The organism is Marinimicrobium agarilyticum DSM 16975 (genome assembly GCF_000423345.1).
Taxonomy (GTDB): domain Bacteria; phylum Pseudomonadota; class Gammaproteobacteria; order Pseudomonadales; family Cellvibrionaceae; genus Marinimicrobium; species Marinimicrobium agarilyticum.
In genome coordinates this window covers 39615-55350 of record NZ_AUHU01000017.1, presented here as the reverse complement: position 1 = coordinate 55350, position 15736 = coordinate 39615, and the positions used below count along the sequence as shown (strand labels likewise).

Below are 15736 nucleotides of genomic sequence, written 5' to 3'. Positions count from 1 at the left end.
AGGGTACTCGTTTTTATCAAGCGATATCGGTGAGTGCATTTACTCGTCCTGAAGCGCGGTAATGGGGTCGACCCCGGCCGCCTTGGCTGCCGGCAAGAGTGCGGCGAGCAGGCCGGACAAAATCAGAATGACAATGGCGATAATGGCCGTGGAAAAATCGATTTCCGGGTGGCTGAAGGTTCCGGCCCCCGGCAGATAGGCGCTGGCGGCCTCCAGCGTCAGCACGCCCGCCACCAGACCCAGGTAGCCGGAGAAGGCGGTAATCACCAACGCCTCCAGCACAATCATGCTCACAATGGACATCGGCGTCGCCCCCAGAGCCTTGCGCAATCCGATCTCCCGGGTGCGCTCCTTCACCACAATCAGCATGATGTTGCCCACACCAATGGCGCCGGCCAATATGGTCCCGATGGCGACCAGCCAACTGAACGCCTGTATGCCGGTGAACAGGCTTTGAATGCGATCGTAAAAGGCCTGCATATTCCAGCTTCCGAATACTGCCTGGTCATCGGGATGCACTCTGTGGTAGTCGCGCAATAGGGCCTTTACTTCCTCTTCCACATCGGAGGCGTGGTACCCGGGTTTGGGCACGATGGTCAGGTTGCCGACCCAACCCACCTGGTTGAAGGCGTAGCGCAGTGTGCGGTTGGGGATGAAAATGGCCTCCTCCTCGTTGACGGCATTATCTCCGGTGGACAGAGAGGTAAAAGTGCCCACCACCAGGAAGTTGATACCGTGGATACTGATATTCTTCCCGATGGGTTCTTCCCAGGGCGCGAACAGCACCTGCTGAACGCCTCGGCCAATGATCGCGATTTTGCGCTTTTCGCGATGATCCCGTTCATTGATAAAGCGACCGGTCACATCCAGCGAGTGCAGGTAGGCCATGCCGGGGTGGGAGCCGCGTACGGTGAAAGTGCCGCTGGTGTCGCCCCGGGCGATGTACTGCTCGTTGCCCCAGCCTCCCAATCGATTGAACCCGGCGACAATGTCGACCTTATCGTCCATTCGGGCTCGGATCAGCTCGGCATCGGCCGGCTTGAGCGTAATGCGCCGGCCTTTGGGCAAGCCGGCATAGGGGATCTGGGTCGGCCGGGCAGACCAGAGGAAGACCGAATTGGTGACCTGCCCGAAGTTGGCCGTCATCCCGTTCTCCAGTCCACGGCCGGCGCCCAGCAACAGGACCAGCATAAAAATGCCCCAGAACACCCCGAACGCCGTTAGGCCGGTGCGCAACTTGTGCTGCTTGAGGGTGGCAATGATCTCCTGCCACTTTTCCAGATCGAACATCAGTTCCCGCTTCCTTCTGATAGTGCGGCTAATCGGCGCGCATGGCTTCGACCGGCGAAATGGCCGCCGCCTTTAGCGCCGGCGCCAACCCTGCCAGTGCACCCACGCCAACGAGCAGCGCAAGCGCCGTCAATGCCAGTTGGAAATCGACCTCCGGTTGAGCGAAGAAGTCCAACTGCAGGTTGAGGGCGTTGAGCCCGTAGCTCACCAGTTCCAACAGCCCGACGCCGAGCACCAGACCGGTGTAGCCGGCAATGCCGGTAATCAGAACGGACTCCATTAACAGGCCACCGACAATGCCCGCCGGTCGGGCTCCCAGGGCCTTGCGCACGCCGATTTCCCGAGTACGCTCCTTCACCGTAATGATCATGATGTTGCTCACCCCGACAATGCCCGCTGTCAGGGTGCCCAGACCGACGAACCAGAGAAAGGCGTTCAGGCCCGCAAATACCTGATTAAAGTGTTCCGCCTGCCGCGCCATATTGTGCAGGCGAATGGCTTGACGATCTTCGGGGGCCACTTGGTGGCGCCGCTGCAGCAGTTCCTTCACGCGCTCTTCCAGGGCGTAGCTGTCCACTGACGGCTCCGGACGTAAAGCGATCACCGATACGCGCTCGCCGCCGCCGAAGGTCTGGCCAAAGGCACTGCGCGGCAGGTAGATACGCTCGGACATCCGGCCCTCCCGGCCACTGTCATAGAAGACGCCGACGACGGTGAAGGTCACGCGGTTGATTCGGATGTCCTGCCCCAGCGGGGAGATACCGGGCGGGAAGAGGGCCTGCTGCACCGTGGTGCCGATCACCGCTACCTTGCGTTGCTCCTCGGCGTCGAGCAGGTGCAGTTTCCGGCCGCCGGGGAAGTCGATATTGGCCTTGATATCAAAGTACTCGTCGGCCACCCCAATAACGCCAAAGGATCCGGAGCGGTCCCCCACCACGATGTTGGCGCTGGCCTGGCGGAAGGCCCCGAGCGGCGTCTCACTGGAAAGAAAGCGTACGCCGGGCAACTGTTCAATTGCGCGCATATCCTCTTGCGTCAGCGTAATTTGGCGCTCGGTCCCCAAGCCTTGATAGGGAATGGAGGTTTTGCCGGCGTGTACCCAGATGGTGTCGCTCATATCATTCATAAACCGGCGCTCCATGCCGTTCTGCATGCCCCGGCCGGCACCCAGCAGCAGTACCAGCATAAAAATACCCCAGAACACCCCGAAAGCGGTCAACCCGGTGCGCAGCTTGTTGCGGCGCATGGTATAGAGAATTTCTTGCAGCCCGTCGATCATCTCAGGCGGGCTCTTCGGTGGCGGAGGGCGCGATGCCGTCGGGGGTAGCCACGATTCGGCCGTCTTTCAGCGTGATCTGGCGCTGGGTCTGGGCGGCGATCTCCGGCTCGTGAGTCACGATCACCAGGGTATTGCCCTCGCCATGGATACGGTGCAGCAACTCCATGACCTCCCCGGTGGTGACGCTGTCCAGCGCCCCGGTCGGCTCATCGGCCAGTATCACCTTGGGCTGGGTCACCAGCGCCCGGGCAATAGCCACCCGCTGCTTCTGGCCCCCCGAGAGCTCATTGGGCATGTGGGTCATCCGGTCAGCCAGCCCCACCTGCTCCAGATAGTGCCTGGCCTGCTCGCTGCGCGCCTTTCGGCTCATGCCCTGGTAATACAACGGCAGTGAGACGTTCTCCAGCGCATTCTTGAAGGGCAGCAGATTAAAGGACTGGAAGACAAACCCGATCATCCGGTTGCGGTACTGGGCCGCCTGCTTTTCGCTCAGGCGCTCCATGGGCTGGCCCGCCAGGGCGTAGCGGCCTTCGTCGTACTGATCCAGCAACCCCAGGATATTGAGCAGCGTGGATTTACCCGAGCCCGAGGAGCCCATAATGGACACCAGCTCCCCCTCCCGGATATGAAGGTCGATCCCATTGAGCACGTGTAGTCGCTGAGCGCCGGTGCCGTAATACTTGTGCAGGTTGTCGAGTTTTATCATAGGTATTCGATGTCGTTATTGTGTCAGCGAACATTCTGCCTGCCCCGCCCCGAAATGGCCATGGATTGGCTGCCACATTTACCTTTTTTAATTGATGGGTTAATGCCTGCTAACCGTTCGGGCCTTTTCGGGAAAGGCTCTACGCTCCTTTACGATTCGTCATAAAAGCTTCATAAAACTGTCGCCCAAGATTCATAAATCTTGTTGAACATAGGCGCCACACAGAGAGGGGAGTTGGACGCCTTGGCGACCCCACTCGGGACCGATTAGGGAGTGTTGGCATAAGCCGGCATTCACCGTTTTTCAAAAAAGCGATCCACCAGGAGTGCTCAACCTATGAAACTTGTGAATCTTGTCAGCGTTACCGCTCTGACCGCCGTACTGGCGGCTTGTGGCGGCGGCGATATCGAAATCGATGCCCGCAACCAGTCTACCGTAGACAACTCTGTTGGCGATGGCAGCAACAATAACACCAGCGGTGGTGGTAGCGGCGGCCAGACCGACAACCCTTGCGCCTCCTATGAGCAGGCTGGCAGCACCTTTCAGGGTTCTTATGATGGACGTCACTGTACTTACGGTACTGACTTTGTCAGCTTGAGCAAGCCCTACACTGCTAGCGAAGAACTGGTGTTTGGCGACCTGTCCAACGACGGAGCCCACATTTTCAATGATAGCCTGATGATTGGGCAAAGCTTTGATAATGACACCGATATGGCCGCAGCCGGCATCACACAGGGTGGTGACGGTTCTGTATTGCGTCTGGAAGCCGGCGCGATCTTGGCGTTCCGTTCGAGCGACGATTACTTCGTGATCAACCGAGGCTCTCAGATCCATGCCGAAGGCACCGCGAGTGAGCCGGTTGTTGTGACTTCCGCGACTGATGTTCAAGGTACCGTGGGTGCGGAAGATGTGCAGGAATGGGGCGGTATGCTCATCAACGGTTTTGGCGTAACCAACAAGTGTTCTTACACCGGTAGCTTCGCCGATGACAGTCTGGAAACCAGCGACTGTCATAATGAGGCGGAAGGTAAGGCGGGCGCAGGTCAAACCTTTTTCGGCGGCGACAATAACGCCGATAACTCTGGCTCTTTGAAGTACTTCGTCGTCAAACATACTGGCGCCCAGGTGTCTCCTGGTAACGAACTCAACGGTATTTCTTTTAATGCTGTTGGTTCAGAGACTGAAGTTAGCTATCTGCAGGTTTACTCTACTTACGACGACGGCATTGAGTTCTTCGGCGGTGCAGTAGATATCGATCACTTTGTGGCAATGTATGTTCGCGATGACTCCATCGACATCGACGAAGGTTACCGCGGTACGATCAGTCACGCCCTGGTCATCCAGAGCGAAGCCGATGGCGACCACTGCATTGAATCTGATGGTATTGGCAGCTACTCAGGATACGGTGAAGGTGAAATCGCTCCTGTCGTCGACGCGCAGCTGAACTCTCGCGCCACGATCAACAACCTGACCTGCATCGTTTCTCCGAGCGCTGAAGGCACTCACGCGGAAGGTCACGGCTGGCGTATCCGGGAAGCCCACTTTCCCACCATCCGCAACTCTATCCTGACCACCGCTTACATGGCCGAGCTGGGCGAAAATAACTACTGTGTTCGCCTGGAATCTGACGAAAGCCTGCAAGCGGCTGAAGACGGTGACCTGGTAATCGAAGAGTCCATCATTGCTTGCCCGACTCTGACCAACGGCGGTTCATTGCCCGGCGGCACCACCGTTCAGGCGTTCCTGGAAGCCAGCAACGATGTAATGGCAACCGACGCCGCAGGCGAAGACCCCACGGCTGATGACGCCGACGTCAACCTGGCGATTCTGGATGGCTTCTACTCCCTGCCGCTCGGTGACATGGTCGTGAACGGTGGTGCAACCACAGTCACTCCGGTCGATGCCGACTTCGTCGGTGGCGTTACTGCTGATGACGATTGGACCGCCGGCTGGACTTACGGCCTGCACCCCGACAATCGTGCTCAGCCGCTGTGGTTCGAATAAGCCCCGAACCCAAACGCGCAAAGACTCGATTGCCGTAACGAAAGGGCGCCTTACGGCGCCCTTTCTGCTAGACGGCTCGTTAAAGCTTCACTAGATAGGGCAGTTCTGATGAACAGCAAACTTTTTTCAAATCAAATGGTGCGCGCCGGCTTCAAGTTAAGCCTGCTCAGCGTGATGATCAGTGCGCCGGTATACGCGCAGGACGATCAAGGCGAGAGCTCCATGCCGACTCAGCCGCCGGTGGCCGCACCGCCGGTGATGGAGGAGCTTCTGGTCACGGGTGGCCGCTTACAAAGCGGTGCCGAGAGTCTGGCAGCGGAGCGGCAGGACGCGCCCGTTGCTACCGACTTGCTGGGTTCAGACCAGATCAGCCGCATCGGTGATTCTACGGTGGCATTGGCGCTGACTCGTGTGCCGGGAGTGACCTTGGTCGACGATAAATTCATTTTCGTCCGCGGGCTCGGTGAGCGGTATTCCAGCACGACTCTCAACGGTGCCATGGTCCCGTCTCCGGACCTCTCGCGCAACGTTTTGCCCATGGATATTATCCCGACCTCCATTGTTGAGTCACTGGCGGTCCAGAAAGTCCCTTCAGCCGATAAGCCAGCCGCTTTTGGCGGGGGCAGTGTGGATATCCGGACCACCGGTATTCCGGATGGCCCGTTATTCTCCCTGGAGCTGGGTACGGGAATCAATACCGCCAACGAAGAGTTGCTGACCTATAACGGTGGGGCCGATGACGAGTTCGGCACCGATGACGGGACGCGCGCCTTATCGCCGCGACTGGATCGGGCGCTGGACCAGTATCGTGGTAGTTTTGGCCCGAACAACATTCGGAATATCGATGCTCTGGAGAGCATAGCCGAAGCCGAAGCGATTAACCGGCAGTTGGCGACCGAGCTGAATCGGGATATCACCGTTTATGAAACCGATGAAGACCCGGACCTGAAAGCAGAGCTAAACTTTGGCAACACCTTTTATTTGCCCAACGATATGGAATTCGGCTTTCTGGCAGGTGCGGCCTATGACAAAGAATGGCGCAACCGCAACGTCACTCAGCGCCGCCTTGGCGACCCTGAAAACCAGGTCGTTTTTGAAGATGAAACGGTTCAGTCGGTAGACATAAGCGGTAACCTGGGGTTCGGCCTTCGCCTGAACTCGGAAAACCGTATTGATACGACCAGCCTGTGGTTGCGCAACACCGATGATGAAGTCTCTGTTCGGGATTACTTTAATGCGAACAAGCTGCTCAGTGAAGGGTTGGGGTTCCGCAACACCGAGCTTCGCTTTGAGCAGCGCGAGCTCAAAGTCAACCAGGTCCGCGGCGAACACGAGTTGGGGTGGGATACCCTGGAAACTTTAGGATTGGACGACAGCCTGGAGCTTCTGCGTGGCTTGAGCGTCGAGTGGTACATCTCTGAGAGTGAAGCGAGCACTGACCTGCCGAACGAGGTGAACGCGCTCAGCAATACGCGCGCCAACCCCGAAACAGGAGAGGTGATCAGTTCCTCTCTCAGCGCCAACGACTCCGCTGTTACCTATCGTTTCTCCGACTTGCAGGACTATGTCGACAGTAATGGTGTGAAAGTGACTCTGCCGTTTGAGTGGGATGCCTGGGAGGTCAAGCTCTCTGGGGGAACGGACTACTGGCAGAAGTCCCGTAGCTATGAGCAACTGGAGTTTTACCTCGGGTCTACCTCCATCAGCGCTACAGATCCCTTACTGGAAGGACCGTTGAGTGGCGTCCTCCGGGATCAGAACATCCTGGACGCCGAGAACGACTTCGAGATCAGAACCAACTCCGGAAACGCCAACAGCTACATCGCTGCCAACAAAGTGAATGCCGCCTTCGGTCAAGTGGACATTACCTGGGATTATACCTGGCGCCTGGTTATTGGGAGCCGTTGGGAAGACTACCAGCAGGTAAACCTCCTTTGGGAGCCCATTGAGTACGAGGGCAGCCAGTTCCCGGGAGCCGAAAGTGACGACCCGATGGAGGTGGCCGACTATTTCCGGAACGCGACCTACGCCGAGGACGATGTGTACAGCTCCGTCGCACTGACCTGGATGGTGCAGGACTTCTGGGCGGAGGACTTCCAGCTGCGTGCAAGCTTTGGCGAGACGACGGTTCGCCCCGACTTGCGGGAAATTTCGCAATCCAGTTACTTCGATCCGATAACTGACATTTCAGTGAACGGTAATCCCGATGTAGTGCCTTCGCAGATCGACAACTACGACCTGCGTGCCGAGTGGTTCTTCTCCGGGGGCGATAATTTCACGCTGTCGTTGTTCTATAAGGATATTGTTGATCCCATCGAGCAGTTCGAAGGCGCGGCGGCGGATGACAATATTCGGGCGGAAATCCACAACGCTGACAGCGCTGAGCTTTACGGCCTGGAAGTGGAGTTCCTGAAAAGTCTGGGTGATGTGGCCTCGGTGCTGGACCCCTTCTTCGTTCAGGGCAACTTCACCTTTATGGATCAGGAGCTGGTGGCCGGTGACAACGCCGATGCCCCGACCAACCCGGTTCGGCCGCTGCAGGGGGCCTCCGATGTGGTCAGCAACTTGATCCTGGGTTATGACTCCCCCAACGGGATGCACTCGGCCACCATCGCCTACAACTCGTTCAGCGAGCGCCTGTTCTTTGCGGGCCGGAACGGCGCCTCGGACAGCTACGAGCAACCGTTCCATTCATTGAACCTGACCTACTCCTTCTACCCGACCGACAACTTCACCGTGAAGTTCAAGGCCAGCAATCTTCTGGATGAGAACTTGGAGATTGAGCGGGAGCGCTCCACGGCCAACGGTACCGAGAGTGTCGTGGTCTACGAGCAGGAACGGGGCCAGGACATCAGTTTGAGTGTTCAGTACCGCTTCTAAGTCCTCTTGGAAGCTTTTCTGCTGCTTGAGCCGCCCTCTGGGCGGCTTTTTTTTGGAAAAAATACAAAATATTTCGGGATTGTCACAATAAATTAACAAAACCCTGTTAAGGGCAATGCTACTCTTTAGGGCATAGGAGATCGGATTCGCGCCGTCCGTTGGACCTGTAATCACCATTATAGGTCTTGAGAATACCCTCAAAATGCCTGATGAAAGAGGATAAGAGCATGAAAAAAGTCGTAGTCAGCGCCCTCGTTGCGCTGGGCCTGGGTTCAGTGGGCAGTGTTGCAGCCGAGCAATACCAACCCGCCGGCTTTGGCGCCGATACTCTGAGCTACCTGGAAGCCGCTGTCGCGCTGCCAGCCTTAACCAATGACGCCCCCGTTGCCGCCGTATACTGCCAGACAGATGTCGGGACCGACGGCCTTACCCGCAATGTGTCCTGCTATGAACGTGAGGGCTTCACTGAGCTTCGCGACCAAGTGGAGCAGGCGATGGCAACCCGCCAGTTCACGGCCGCGCAGGTCGATGGTGAGCCGGTGCCTGTTCGGATGGTGTTCCGCGTCATATATGCGGACCTGGAAGGCCAGCCGCCCGTCATGCTGCTGCCCAACCTGGGCCACATGCAGGGCGATTTCGGGCACCAGTACTATGCGCCCCAAGAGCGCCTGGATGACCGCAACTGGTACTCCCTTTACCGCAAAAACGACTGGAGCGAGGGCCAGCCCTTCTTCAGTGACGAAGGTGAGCTGACCCGCGTACTGGCTTGGGTGAACGACAGCGGCCGGGTGACCTCTGCCCGCAGTCTGGAGAGCCACAGCAAGTACCGCCGCGATGCCGACTATGTGGAGAAAGCCTTGGAATCCTCCCGGTTCATCCCGGGCATGGCCGATGGCAAGCCCGAAAAAATGCGTTATGTGGCCGTGCTGCATTACCCGCAATAATATGATCCTCGTTTAGCCGCGCCGATCCACCGGCTGCTCGAAAGGGCAGCCGGTTTCTTTATTGGGGTCGCGTATCCATGGGAAATACCCGGCCTGGCGTGAGGCGTTGACGGTTCGGTAATGTGTCTATATATTTAGACATATGGACGTATTAAACGCTATTGACAGTTTCGCCGCGCTTTCCCAGGAAACCCGCCTGGAGGCCTTCCGTCTGCTGGTGCGTCACGAGCCTGAGGGGCTACCCGCCGGGGAAATCGCGCGCCAGCTCTCCGTGCCTCACAACACCATGTCCGCGCACCTTTCGACGCTGGCGCGGGCAGGGTGGGTGGTTTCCCGTCGGCAGAGCCGATCCATCATCTATCGCGCCGACATTCGCCATATGAGCGCGGTGATACAGTTTCTGGTACGCGATTGCTGCGCGGGTCACCCCGAGGTTTGTGCGCCGGTCGTGAACCTTCTGGGTGACTGTTGCACCCCTCAAGAAAAAGGTTAACGCAACATGGGTTTGTTCGAGCGATATCTGTCGATCTGGGTCACGCTGGCCATTTGTGGTGGCGTGGCGCTGGGGCTGGGTGTGCCAGAAGCGTTCGAAATTCTGTCCCGCTGGCAGTACGCGCAGGTCAATCTGGTGGTGGCAGTGTTCATCTGGCTGATGATCTATCCGATGATGGTTCAGGTGGATTTCACCTCGCTGCACGAGGTGGGTCGCGCGCCGCGCGGGCTGATACTGACGCTGGTTGTCAACTGGTTGATCAAGCCCTTTACCATGGCGGCGCTTGGCTGGTTGTTCTTCCGGGTGTTTTTTGCCGGCTTGGTGGACCCGCAGTCTGCCAACGAATACATCGCCGGAATGATTCTGTTGGGGGTGGCGCCCTGTACCGCGATGGTATTTATCTGGAGCCAGCTGACCAAAGGCGATGCCAATTACACACTGGTCCAAGTCTCGCTCAACGACATCATCCTGGTGTTTGCCTTTGCCCCCATTGCGGCGTTTTTGCTGGGTATGACGGACATCACCGTCCCCTGGGAGACGCTGTTGCTCTCGGTGGTGCTGTATGTGGTTCTGCCCCTAATCGCGGGGGCGTTAACTCGCTGGTGGCAGCTGCGCCGTGGCGGTGAGGCGGCACTGGGGCATTTTCTTCGTCGAGTAAAACCCGCATCAATCCTGGGGCTGCTGGCCACCGTGGTTCTGCTCTTCGGATTACAGGCGCCCGAGATCGTAAGCAAGCCGCAGATCATCGGGTTGATTGCCATCCCCTTGCTGATTCAGACCTACGGTATCTTTTTTCTGGCGTATTGGGCCGCGCACAGGCTGCGGCTCTCACACCGTATCGCGGCCCCTGCCTGCATGATCGGTGCATCGAACTTTTTTGAATTGGCGGTGGCAGTGGCAATTTCCCTGTTTGGTCTGCACTCCGGCGCCGCCTTGGCCACTGTGGTGGGCGTGCTGGTGGAAGTGCCGGTCATGTTGTCCCTGGTGGCATTCGCCAACCGTACCCGGCATTGGTTTGAGTGAGGAAAATCGTATGAGCATCAAGATTGGCATTAATGGTTTTGGCCGTATGGGCCGGCTGGCGCTGCGCGCAGGGTGGGAGTGGCCGGAGGTGGAGTTTGCTCAGATTAATGACCCCTCCGGCGATGCGGAAACCCTGGCGCACTTGCTGAATTTCGACTCGGTGCACGGGCGCTGGTCGAAAGAAGCCCGGGCCGAAGGGTCGAGCGTGGTGATTGAGGGGCGAACCCTGGCTGTCAGCCAGAATCGTGCCATTGGCGACACCGACTGGTCCGGCTGCGATGTAGTGATTGAAGCCTCCGGCAAGATGCGTGAGCGCGAGTTGTTGCAGGCGTATCTGGATCAGGGCGTCAAGCGTGTGGTCGTGACCGCGCCGGTCAAAGCGGAGGATATTCTCAATGTGGTCGTGGGTGTGAATGATGACCAGTATAACCCGGAGCGCTATCGGATCGTTACTGCCGCCTCCTGCACCACCAACTGTCTGGCGCCCGTGGTGAAGGTGATTCATCGGGAGCTGGGCATCAAGCACGGCTCCATGACCACCCTGCATGATATTACCAATACACAGAGCATCCTCGATCAGCCGCACAAGGATCTGCGCCGGGCCCGGGCCAGCAGTCTGAGCCTGATTCCCACTACGACCGGTTCGGCCAAAGCCATTACAGAAATTTTTCCCGAGCTCAAAGGCCGGCTAAACGGCCACGCCGTGCGCGTGCCCTTGGCCAACGCTTCTTTGACTGACTGCGTGTTTGAGGTGAACAAGCCCACCGACCGGGAACAGGTCAACGCTTTACTCAAGCAGGCGGCCGACTCCGAGATGCCCGGCATTCTCGGGTATGAAGAGCGACCGCTGGTGTCAGTGGATTACAAAACCGATCCGCGCTCCAGCATTATTGATGCCCTGTCCACTCTGGTGATTGATGGCACTCAGGTGAAAATCTACGCCTGGTACGACAACGAGTGGGGCTACGCCAACCGCACCGCCGAGTTGGCTCGCTTGGTGGGCCTCAAGGACCAGCAGGCCTAGGCCATGCTGGCGCAGCTCTCCCCGGCCATTCGCCAGTACCTGCTCATCACCGGTAATTACTGGGCGTTCACTCTGACCGATGGTGCCCTGCGCATGCTGGTGGTGCTGCACTTCCATCAACTGGGTTACAGCCCGCTGGCGATTGCACTGCTGTTTCTGTTCTACGAAATTTTTGGAGTCATCACCAACCTGGTGGGCGGCTGGCTCGGCGCCCGGCTGGGACTTAACCGCACCATGAACATCGGGCTGCTCCTGCAGGTGGTGGCATTGTCGATGCTGCTGGTACCCGCCGCCATGCTCACTGTGCCCTGGGTTATGGCGGCCCAGGCGCTCTCCGGCGTCGCCAAGGACCTGAACAAAATGAGCGCAAAAAGCTCGATCAAGTTGCTGGTGCCAGACGGTCAAAGCGGGGCGCTCTATAAATGGGTTGCGTTGCTGACGGGATCAAAAAATGCGCTCAAGGGTGCGGGCTTTTTTCTCGGTGGCGCCCTGTTGATGGCGTTGGGTTTCGCTGGCGCGGTGGGTTCGATGGCCCTGGCGTTGCTGTTTGTCTGGATCGCCAGTCTGATATTTCTGAGAAAAGATCTGGGCCGGGCCAAAAGCAAGCCCAAGTTTTCCGAGATCTTTTCCAAAAGCACGGCCGTCAATGTGCTCTCCGCGGCGCGCCTGTTTTTATTCGGCGCGCGGGATGTGTGGTTTGTGGTGGCGCTGCCGGTATTCCTCGCCAGTCAGTTTGATTGGGACCACTGGAAAGTGGGGGGCTTTCTCGCGCTGTGGGTGATTGGCTACGGCGCGGTGCAGTCGGTCGCGCCGCGTATCACGGGGCGAAATACCGGCACCATGCCCGATGGTCGCACGGCGTTTGGTTGGGCGCTGGGGTTGACTCTTGTTCCCGCGTTGATCGCTCTGGCCTTGCTCGGTGACGTTGCCCCGCAGTGGAGTCTGTTGGGTGGGCTGATGGTATTCGGCGTACTGTTCGCGGTCAATTCGTCCCTGCACAGTTATTTGATTGTGAGTTATGCCAAGGAAGACGGTGTTTCACTGGATGTGGGGTTTTATTATATGGCGAACGCCATGGGGCGTCTGGTGGGGACGGTGTTGTCCGGTTGGGTCTACCAGGTGGCCGGACTGGTGGCCTGTCTTTGGATTTCGTTCGCGTTTCTGGCGTTGGCTACGGTGATTGCGTTGGCGTTACCGCGTCGAGATTGACAGAGAAGGTTTGCAGCGTAGTTTCACGTCCGGTCCGAGAGGGATAAGGCCTTTCAAGACACGCCGTAAACCCGTCCCTGGGGGCTCGAATCGCGAGTCCCGCGCTCCACGGTTTTGAAAGGCCTTATCCCTCTCGGACCTCAGTGCCACATCAACACACTGCGGGATACGATTTAATAGTCTTGTGGAATAGAGCTATAGGTTGGATTGACGAAACGTGATTCGGTCCTGGAAGCTTTTCGGTATATTTTCAGCCAAAATGTCAGGTGGCGCTTTCGCTTACCTGACCTACGCATTTTGTTGGATGCTGGCTCTGAGGTCCTGGGTGGTGTCAGCCCTTCCCAGACCGTGGAGCGGGGGACCCGCGATTCGAGCCCCCATGGATGGGTTCACGGCGTGTCTGGGAAGGGCTGACACCACCCAGGACCGGACGTGACGCAACAACCCTCAGTGCAACTTCAACCGAGGTCGTAACCAGCGGTTGATCTTGCCCGCAAACATCAAAAGCCCGGTCTTGATCAACCCGTGTACCGCCACCTGATGCATCCGGTACAGCGAGATATACACCAACCGAGCCATCCGTCCCTCAATAAACAGGCTGCCCCGCGTCAGATTGCCCATCAGGCTCCCCACAGTCGAATAGTTCGCCAACGAAATCAGCGAACCGTGGTCGTGATAATGGTAAGTCTTCAGAGGCTTGCCATTGAGCGACGACACAATATTGTCATAGCAGACCGCCGCCATCTGGTGAGCGGACTGAGCCCGGGGTGGGACCCGCTTGCCGTCTTCCTGAATAAACTCGGCGCAGTCACCAATCGCAAAAATGTGATCATCCCGAGACGTCTGCAGCTTCTCGTTCACTTTCAACTGATTGATCCGGTTGGTTTCCAGCCCACCAATATTGGCCATAAAATCCGGCACTTTGATGCCCGCGGCCCAGACCATCAGATCCGCTTCGATCGTCTCCCCGTCTTTGGTGTGCAGACCGGTAGCGCTGGCCGAGGTGATCATCGTGTTCGTTTTGACCTGAACGCCGATGTGCGTCAGCTCCCGGGTTGCGGCGCTGGAAATGCGCTCGGGTAGGGCGGGGAGAATTCGTTCTCCGGCCTCCACCAGCGTGACGTGGAGGTGGTCATTGGTGATCGCATTGAAACCGTAGTGGTGAAATTCTTTCACGGCATGGTGCAGTTCAGCGGATAGCTCCACGCCGGTGGCGCCGCCACCGACAATGGCAATGCGCACATGATCGGACTCCCCCTGCACCCGTTGGATGCGAAGGAACCGGTTGAGCAACTTGTTGCGGAAGCGGTGCGCCTGTTTGGCGCTGTCCAGGAAAATACAGTGGTCCTTGACGCCCTCGGTACCGAAGTCATTGGACATGGAGCCGAGCGCAATGACCAGGTAGTCGTAGTCAATACGGGTCGAAGGTATAAACTCCACACCTTCTTCATCCAGCACCGGGGCGAGCACCACCTGGCGGTTTTCCCGGTCGATGTCGATCATGCTACCGATGCGGAAGTGGAAGCTGTTGCCGTAGGCGTGGGCGCGATAGCTGACCGCATCGTTGCCTTCATCCATAGTGCCGACGGCAATCTCATGAAGCAGCGGCTTCCACAAGTGGGTGGTATTTCGGTCCACCAGAATGATTTGCGCTTTTTTCTTTCGACCCAGTTTACGTCCCAGTTTGGTGGCGAGTTCCAGACCGCCGGCACCACCGCCGACGACAACGATTTTCTTCAAGGCTTACCTCTCCTTAAAAAGACGATTAATCCAGATTGACCCAGCGGCTTTCATCCGAACTGGTGAATAGCGCGTCGATGATGCGCATGTTGGCTTCTGCGTCCCACAGTGGGGTGGGAACAGGCGTCTGCTCCTGAATGCTTTTGGCAAAGGCGTCGACCATCAACTGGTATTGGTCCGCCTCCGGGAAGCTGAATACCTGTTTTTCTCCTTTCAGAATCAGAGTGACCCGGTTTTCATCACCCGGTTCGGGGTTGAAGGGCTTTTCCAGGCGGATCATGCCTTTCTCCCCATGAATCTCAGCCCACTGAGTGGCTTCGGTCTTGGTGGTCACCGTAAAGGTGGCGGTGCCGTCGGGGAATTCCATGATGGCCGAGGTCAGGCAGTCCACATCGTACCCGGCCAGAGGTTGAACACTGCCGACCACCCGCACCGGCTCGCTGTTGTATACATGGCGGGCGGAGGAGATGCCGTAGCAGCCAATGTCCATCAGGCCGCCCCCACCGATATCCGGCAGGTTGCGAATGTTCTCTTCATCCCGGTTGTTGTAGGCAAAAAAGGCACTGTAGGTGCGCACCTGGCCCAAATCTCCCCGCTCCAGCCACTCCTTGACCTGCGGCCACTGGGGGTGAAAGCGGTACATGAAAGCTTCCATCAGCTTCTGCTGAGGGTGAGCCTTGGCGGCTTTTTTCAGGGCCTGAAGATCTTCGGTGTCGAGACTGATGGGTTTCTCGCAAAGCACGTGCTTGCCCGCTTCCAGGGCCTGAATCGAGAGCGGGACATGCAGGTGGTTGGGGAGCGGGTTATAAATGGCATCGATATTCGGGTCATTGAGCAGGGCTTCATAACTGCCGTAGGCATTGGGGATGCCCAGCTCGTCGGCAAAGGCCCGAGCACTTTCTTCCGAGCGCGAGGCGACAGCCACGACTTCGCCCCGCTCAGAGGCCTGAATGGCGGGTATGACTTTCTTGCGACCAATATTGGCGGTGCTGAGCACCCCCCAGCGAATCTTGCTCATGATGGGCTCCGTTGTGTCTCCTGTCGTGGATCGGGAGGAAAGGGGTCAGGGGCGCTAGTGTACACCAGAGCCCCTTGTGGGCCTCAACTTTTAGGGGGCCTGGTCGACACAAGGGGTGGGACTAAA

Annotated in this window: 12 protein-coding genes; 7 read left to right on the top strand and 5 right to left on the bottom strand. The window is 58.0% G+C overall.

From position 1 onward, the window contains the following. Positions 1-39 precede the first annotated feature (39 nt). Genes G547_RS0115235 through G547_RS0115225 form a run of 3 tightly spaced genes read right to left on the bottom strand, consistent with a single transcriptional unit; the run spans position 40 to position 3275 of the window. The gene (locus G547_RS0115235; protein WP_027330596.1) at positions 40-1290 is read right to left on the bottom strand and encodes an ABC transporter permease; all 1251 of its coding nucleotides are present in this window, start codon (positions 1288-1290) and stop codon (positions 40-42) included. 28 nt (positions 1291-1318) lie between these two features. Beyond that, positions 1319-2569, bottom strand: a complete 1251-nt coding sequence (locus tag G547_RS0115230) for an ABC transporter permease (RefSeq protein WP_027330595.1) — start codon at positions 2567-2569, stop codon at positions 1319-1321. 1 nt (position 2570) lies between these two features. Then, on the bottom strand, positions 2571-3275 hold the full coding sequence (locus G547_RS0115225) for an ABC transporter ATP-binding protein (protein ID WP_027330594.1): 705 nt from the start codon (positions 3273-3275) through the stop codon (positions 2571-2573). Between the two features lie 336 nt (positions 3276-3611). On the opposite strand from G547_RS0115225, the gene G547_RS0115220 reads away from it, so the two are divergent. The 7 genes from G547_RS0115220 (at position 3612) to arsJ (ending at position 12852) form a co-directional block, all read left to right on the top strand. Continuing rightward, complete coding sequence (locus G547_RS0115220; RefSeq protein WP_027330593.1) at positions 3612-5279, top strand: hypothetical protein; 1668 nt, start codon at positions 3612-3614, stop codon at positions 5277-5279. Between the two features lie 108 nt (positions 5280-5387). Continuing rightward, positions 5388-8159, top strand: coding sequence for a TonB-dependent receptor domain-containing protein (locus G547_RS0115215; RefSeq protein ID WP_051235576.1), 2772 nt, complete (start codon positions 5388-5390; stop codon positions 8157-8159). A 227-nt stretch (positions 8160-8386) separates the two neighbouring features. Further along, complete coding sequence (locus G547_RS0115210) at positions 8387-9103, top strand: energy transducer TonB (RefSeq protein WP_051235573.1); 717 nt, start codon at positions 8387-8389, stop codon at positions 9101-9103. Positions 9104-9245: 142 nt separating this feature from the next. Continuing rightward, a complete protein-coding gene (locus G547_RS0115205) occupies positions 9246-9596 on the top strand; it encodes an ArsR/SmtB family transcription factor (protein WP_027330590.1) in 351 nt (116 codons plus the stop codon). Positions 9597-9602: 6 nt separating this feature from the next. Continuing rightward, on the top strand, positions 9603-10619 hold the full coding sequence (arsB, locus tag G547_RS0115200) for an ACR3 family arsenite efflux transporter (protein WP_027330589.1): 1017 nt from the start codon (positions 9603-9605) through the stop codon (positions 10617-10619). A 10-nt stretch (positions 10620-10629) separates the two neighbouring features. Further along, entirely contained in the window at positions 10630-11643 is a 1014-nt protein-coding gene (locus G547_RS0115195; protein ID WP_027330588.1) for an ArsJ-associated glyceraldehyde-3-phosphate dehydrogenase, read from the top strand. A 3-nt stretch (positions 11644-11646) separates the two neighbouring features. Continuing rightward, complete coding sequence (arsJ, locus tag G547_RS0115190) at positions 11647-12852, top strand: organoarsenical effux MFS transporter ArsJ (protein WP_027330587.1); 1206 nt, start codon at positions 11647-11649, stop codon at positions 12850-12852. A gap of 447 nt (positions 12853-13299) precedes the next feature. Here the strand turns inward: arsJ and G547_RS0115185 are convergent, their stop codons facing one another. After that, positions 13300-14592 (bottom strand): NAD(P)/FAD-dependent oxidoreductase, encoded by a 1293-nt coding sequence (locus G547_RS0115185; RefSeq protein WP_027330586.1) that lies wholly within the window; start codon positions 14590-14592, stop codon positions 13300-13302. Between the two features lie 25 nt (positions 14593-14617). Continuing rightward, entirely contained in the window at positions 14618-15610 is a 993-nt protein-coding gene (locus G547_RS0115180) for a Gfo/Idh/MocA family protein (protein ID WP_027330585.1), read from the bottom strand. Positions 15611-15736: the final 126 nt, after the last annotated feature.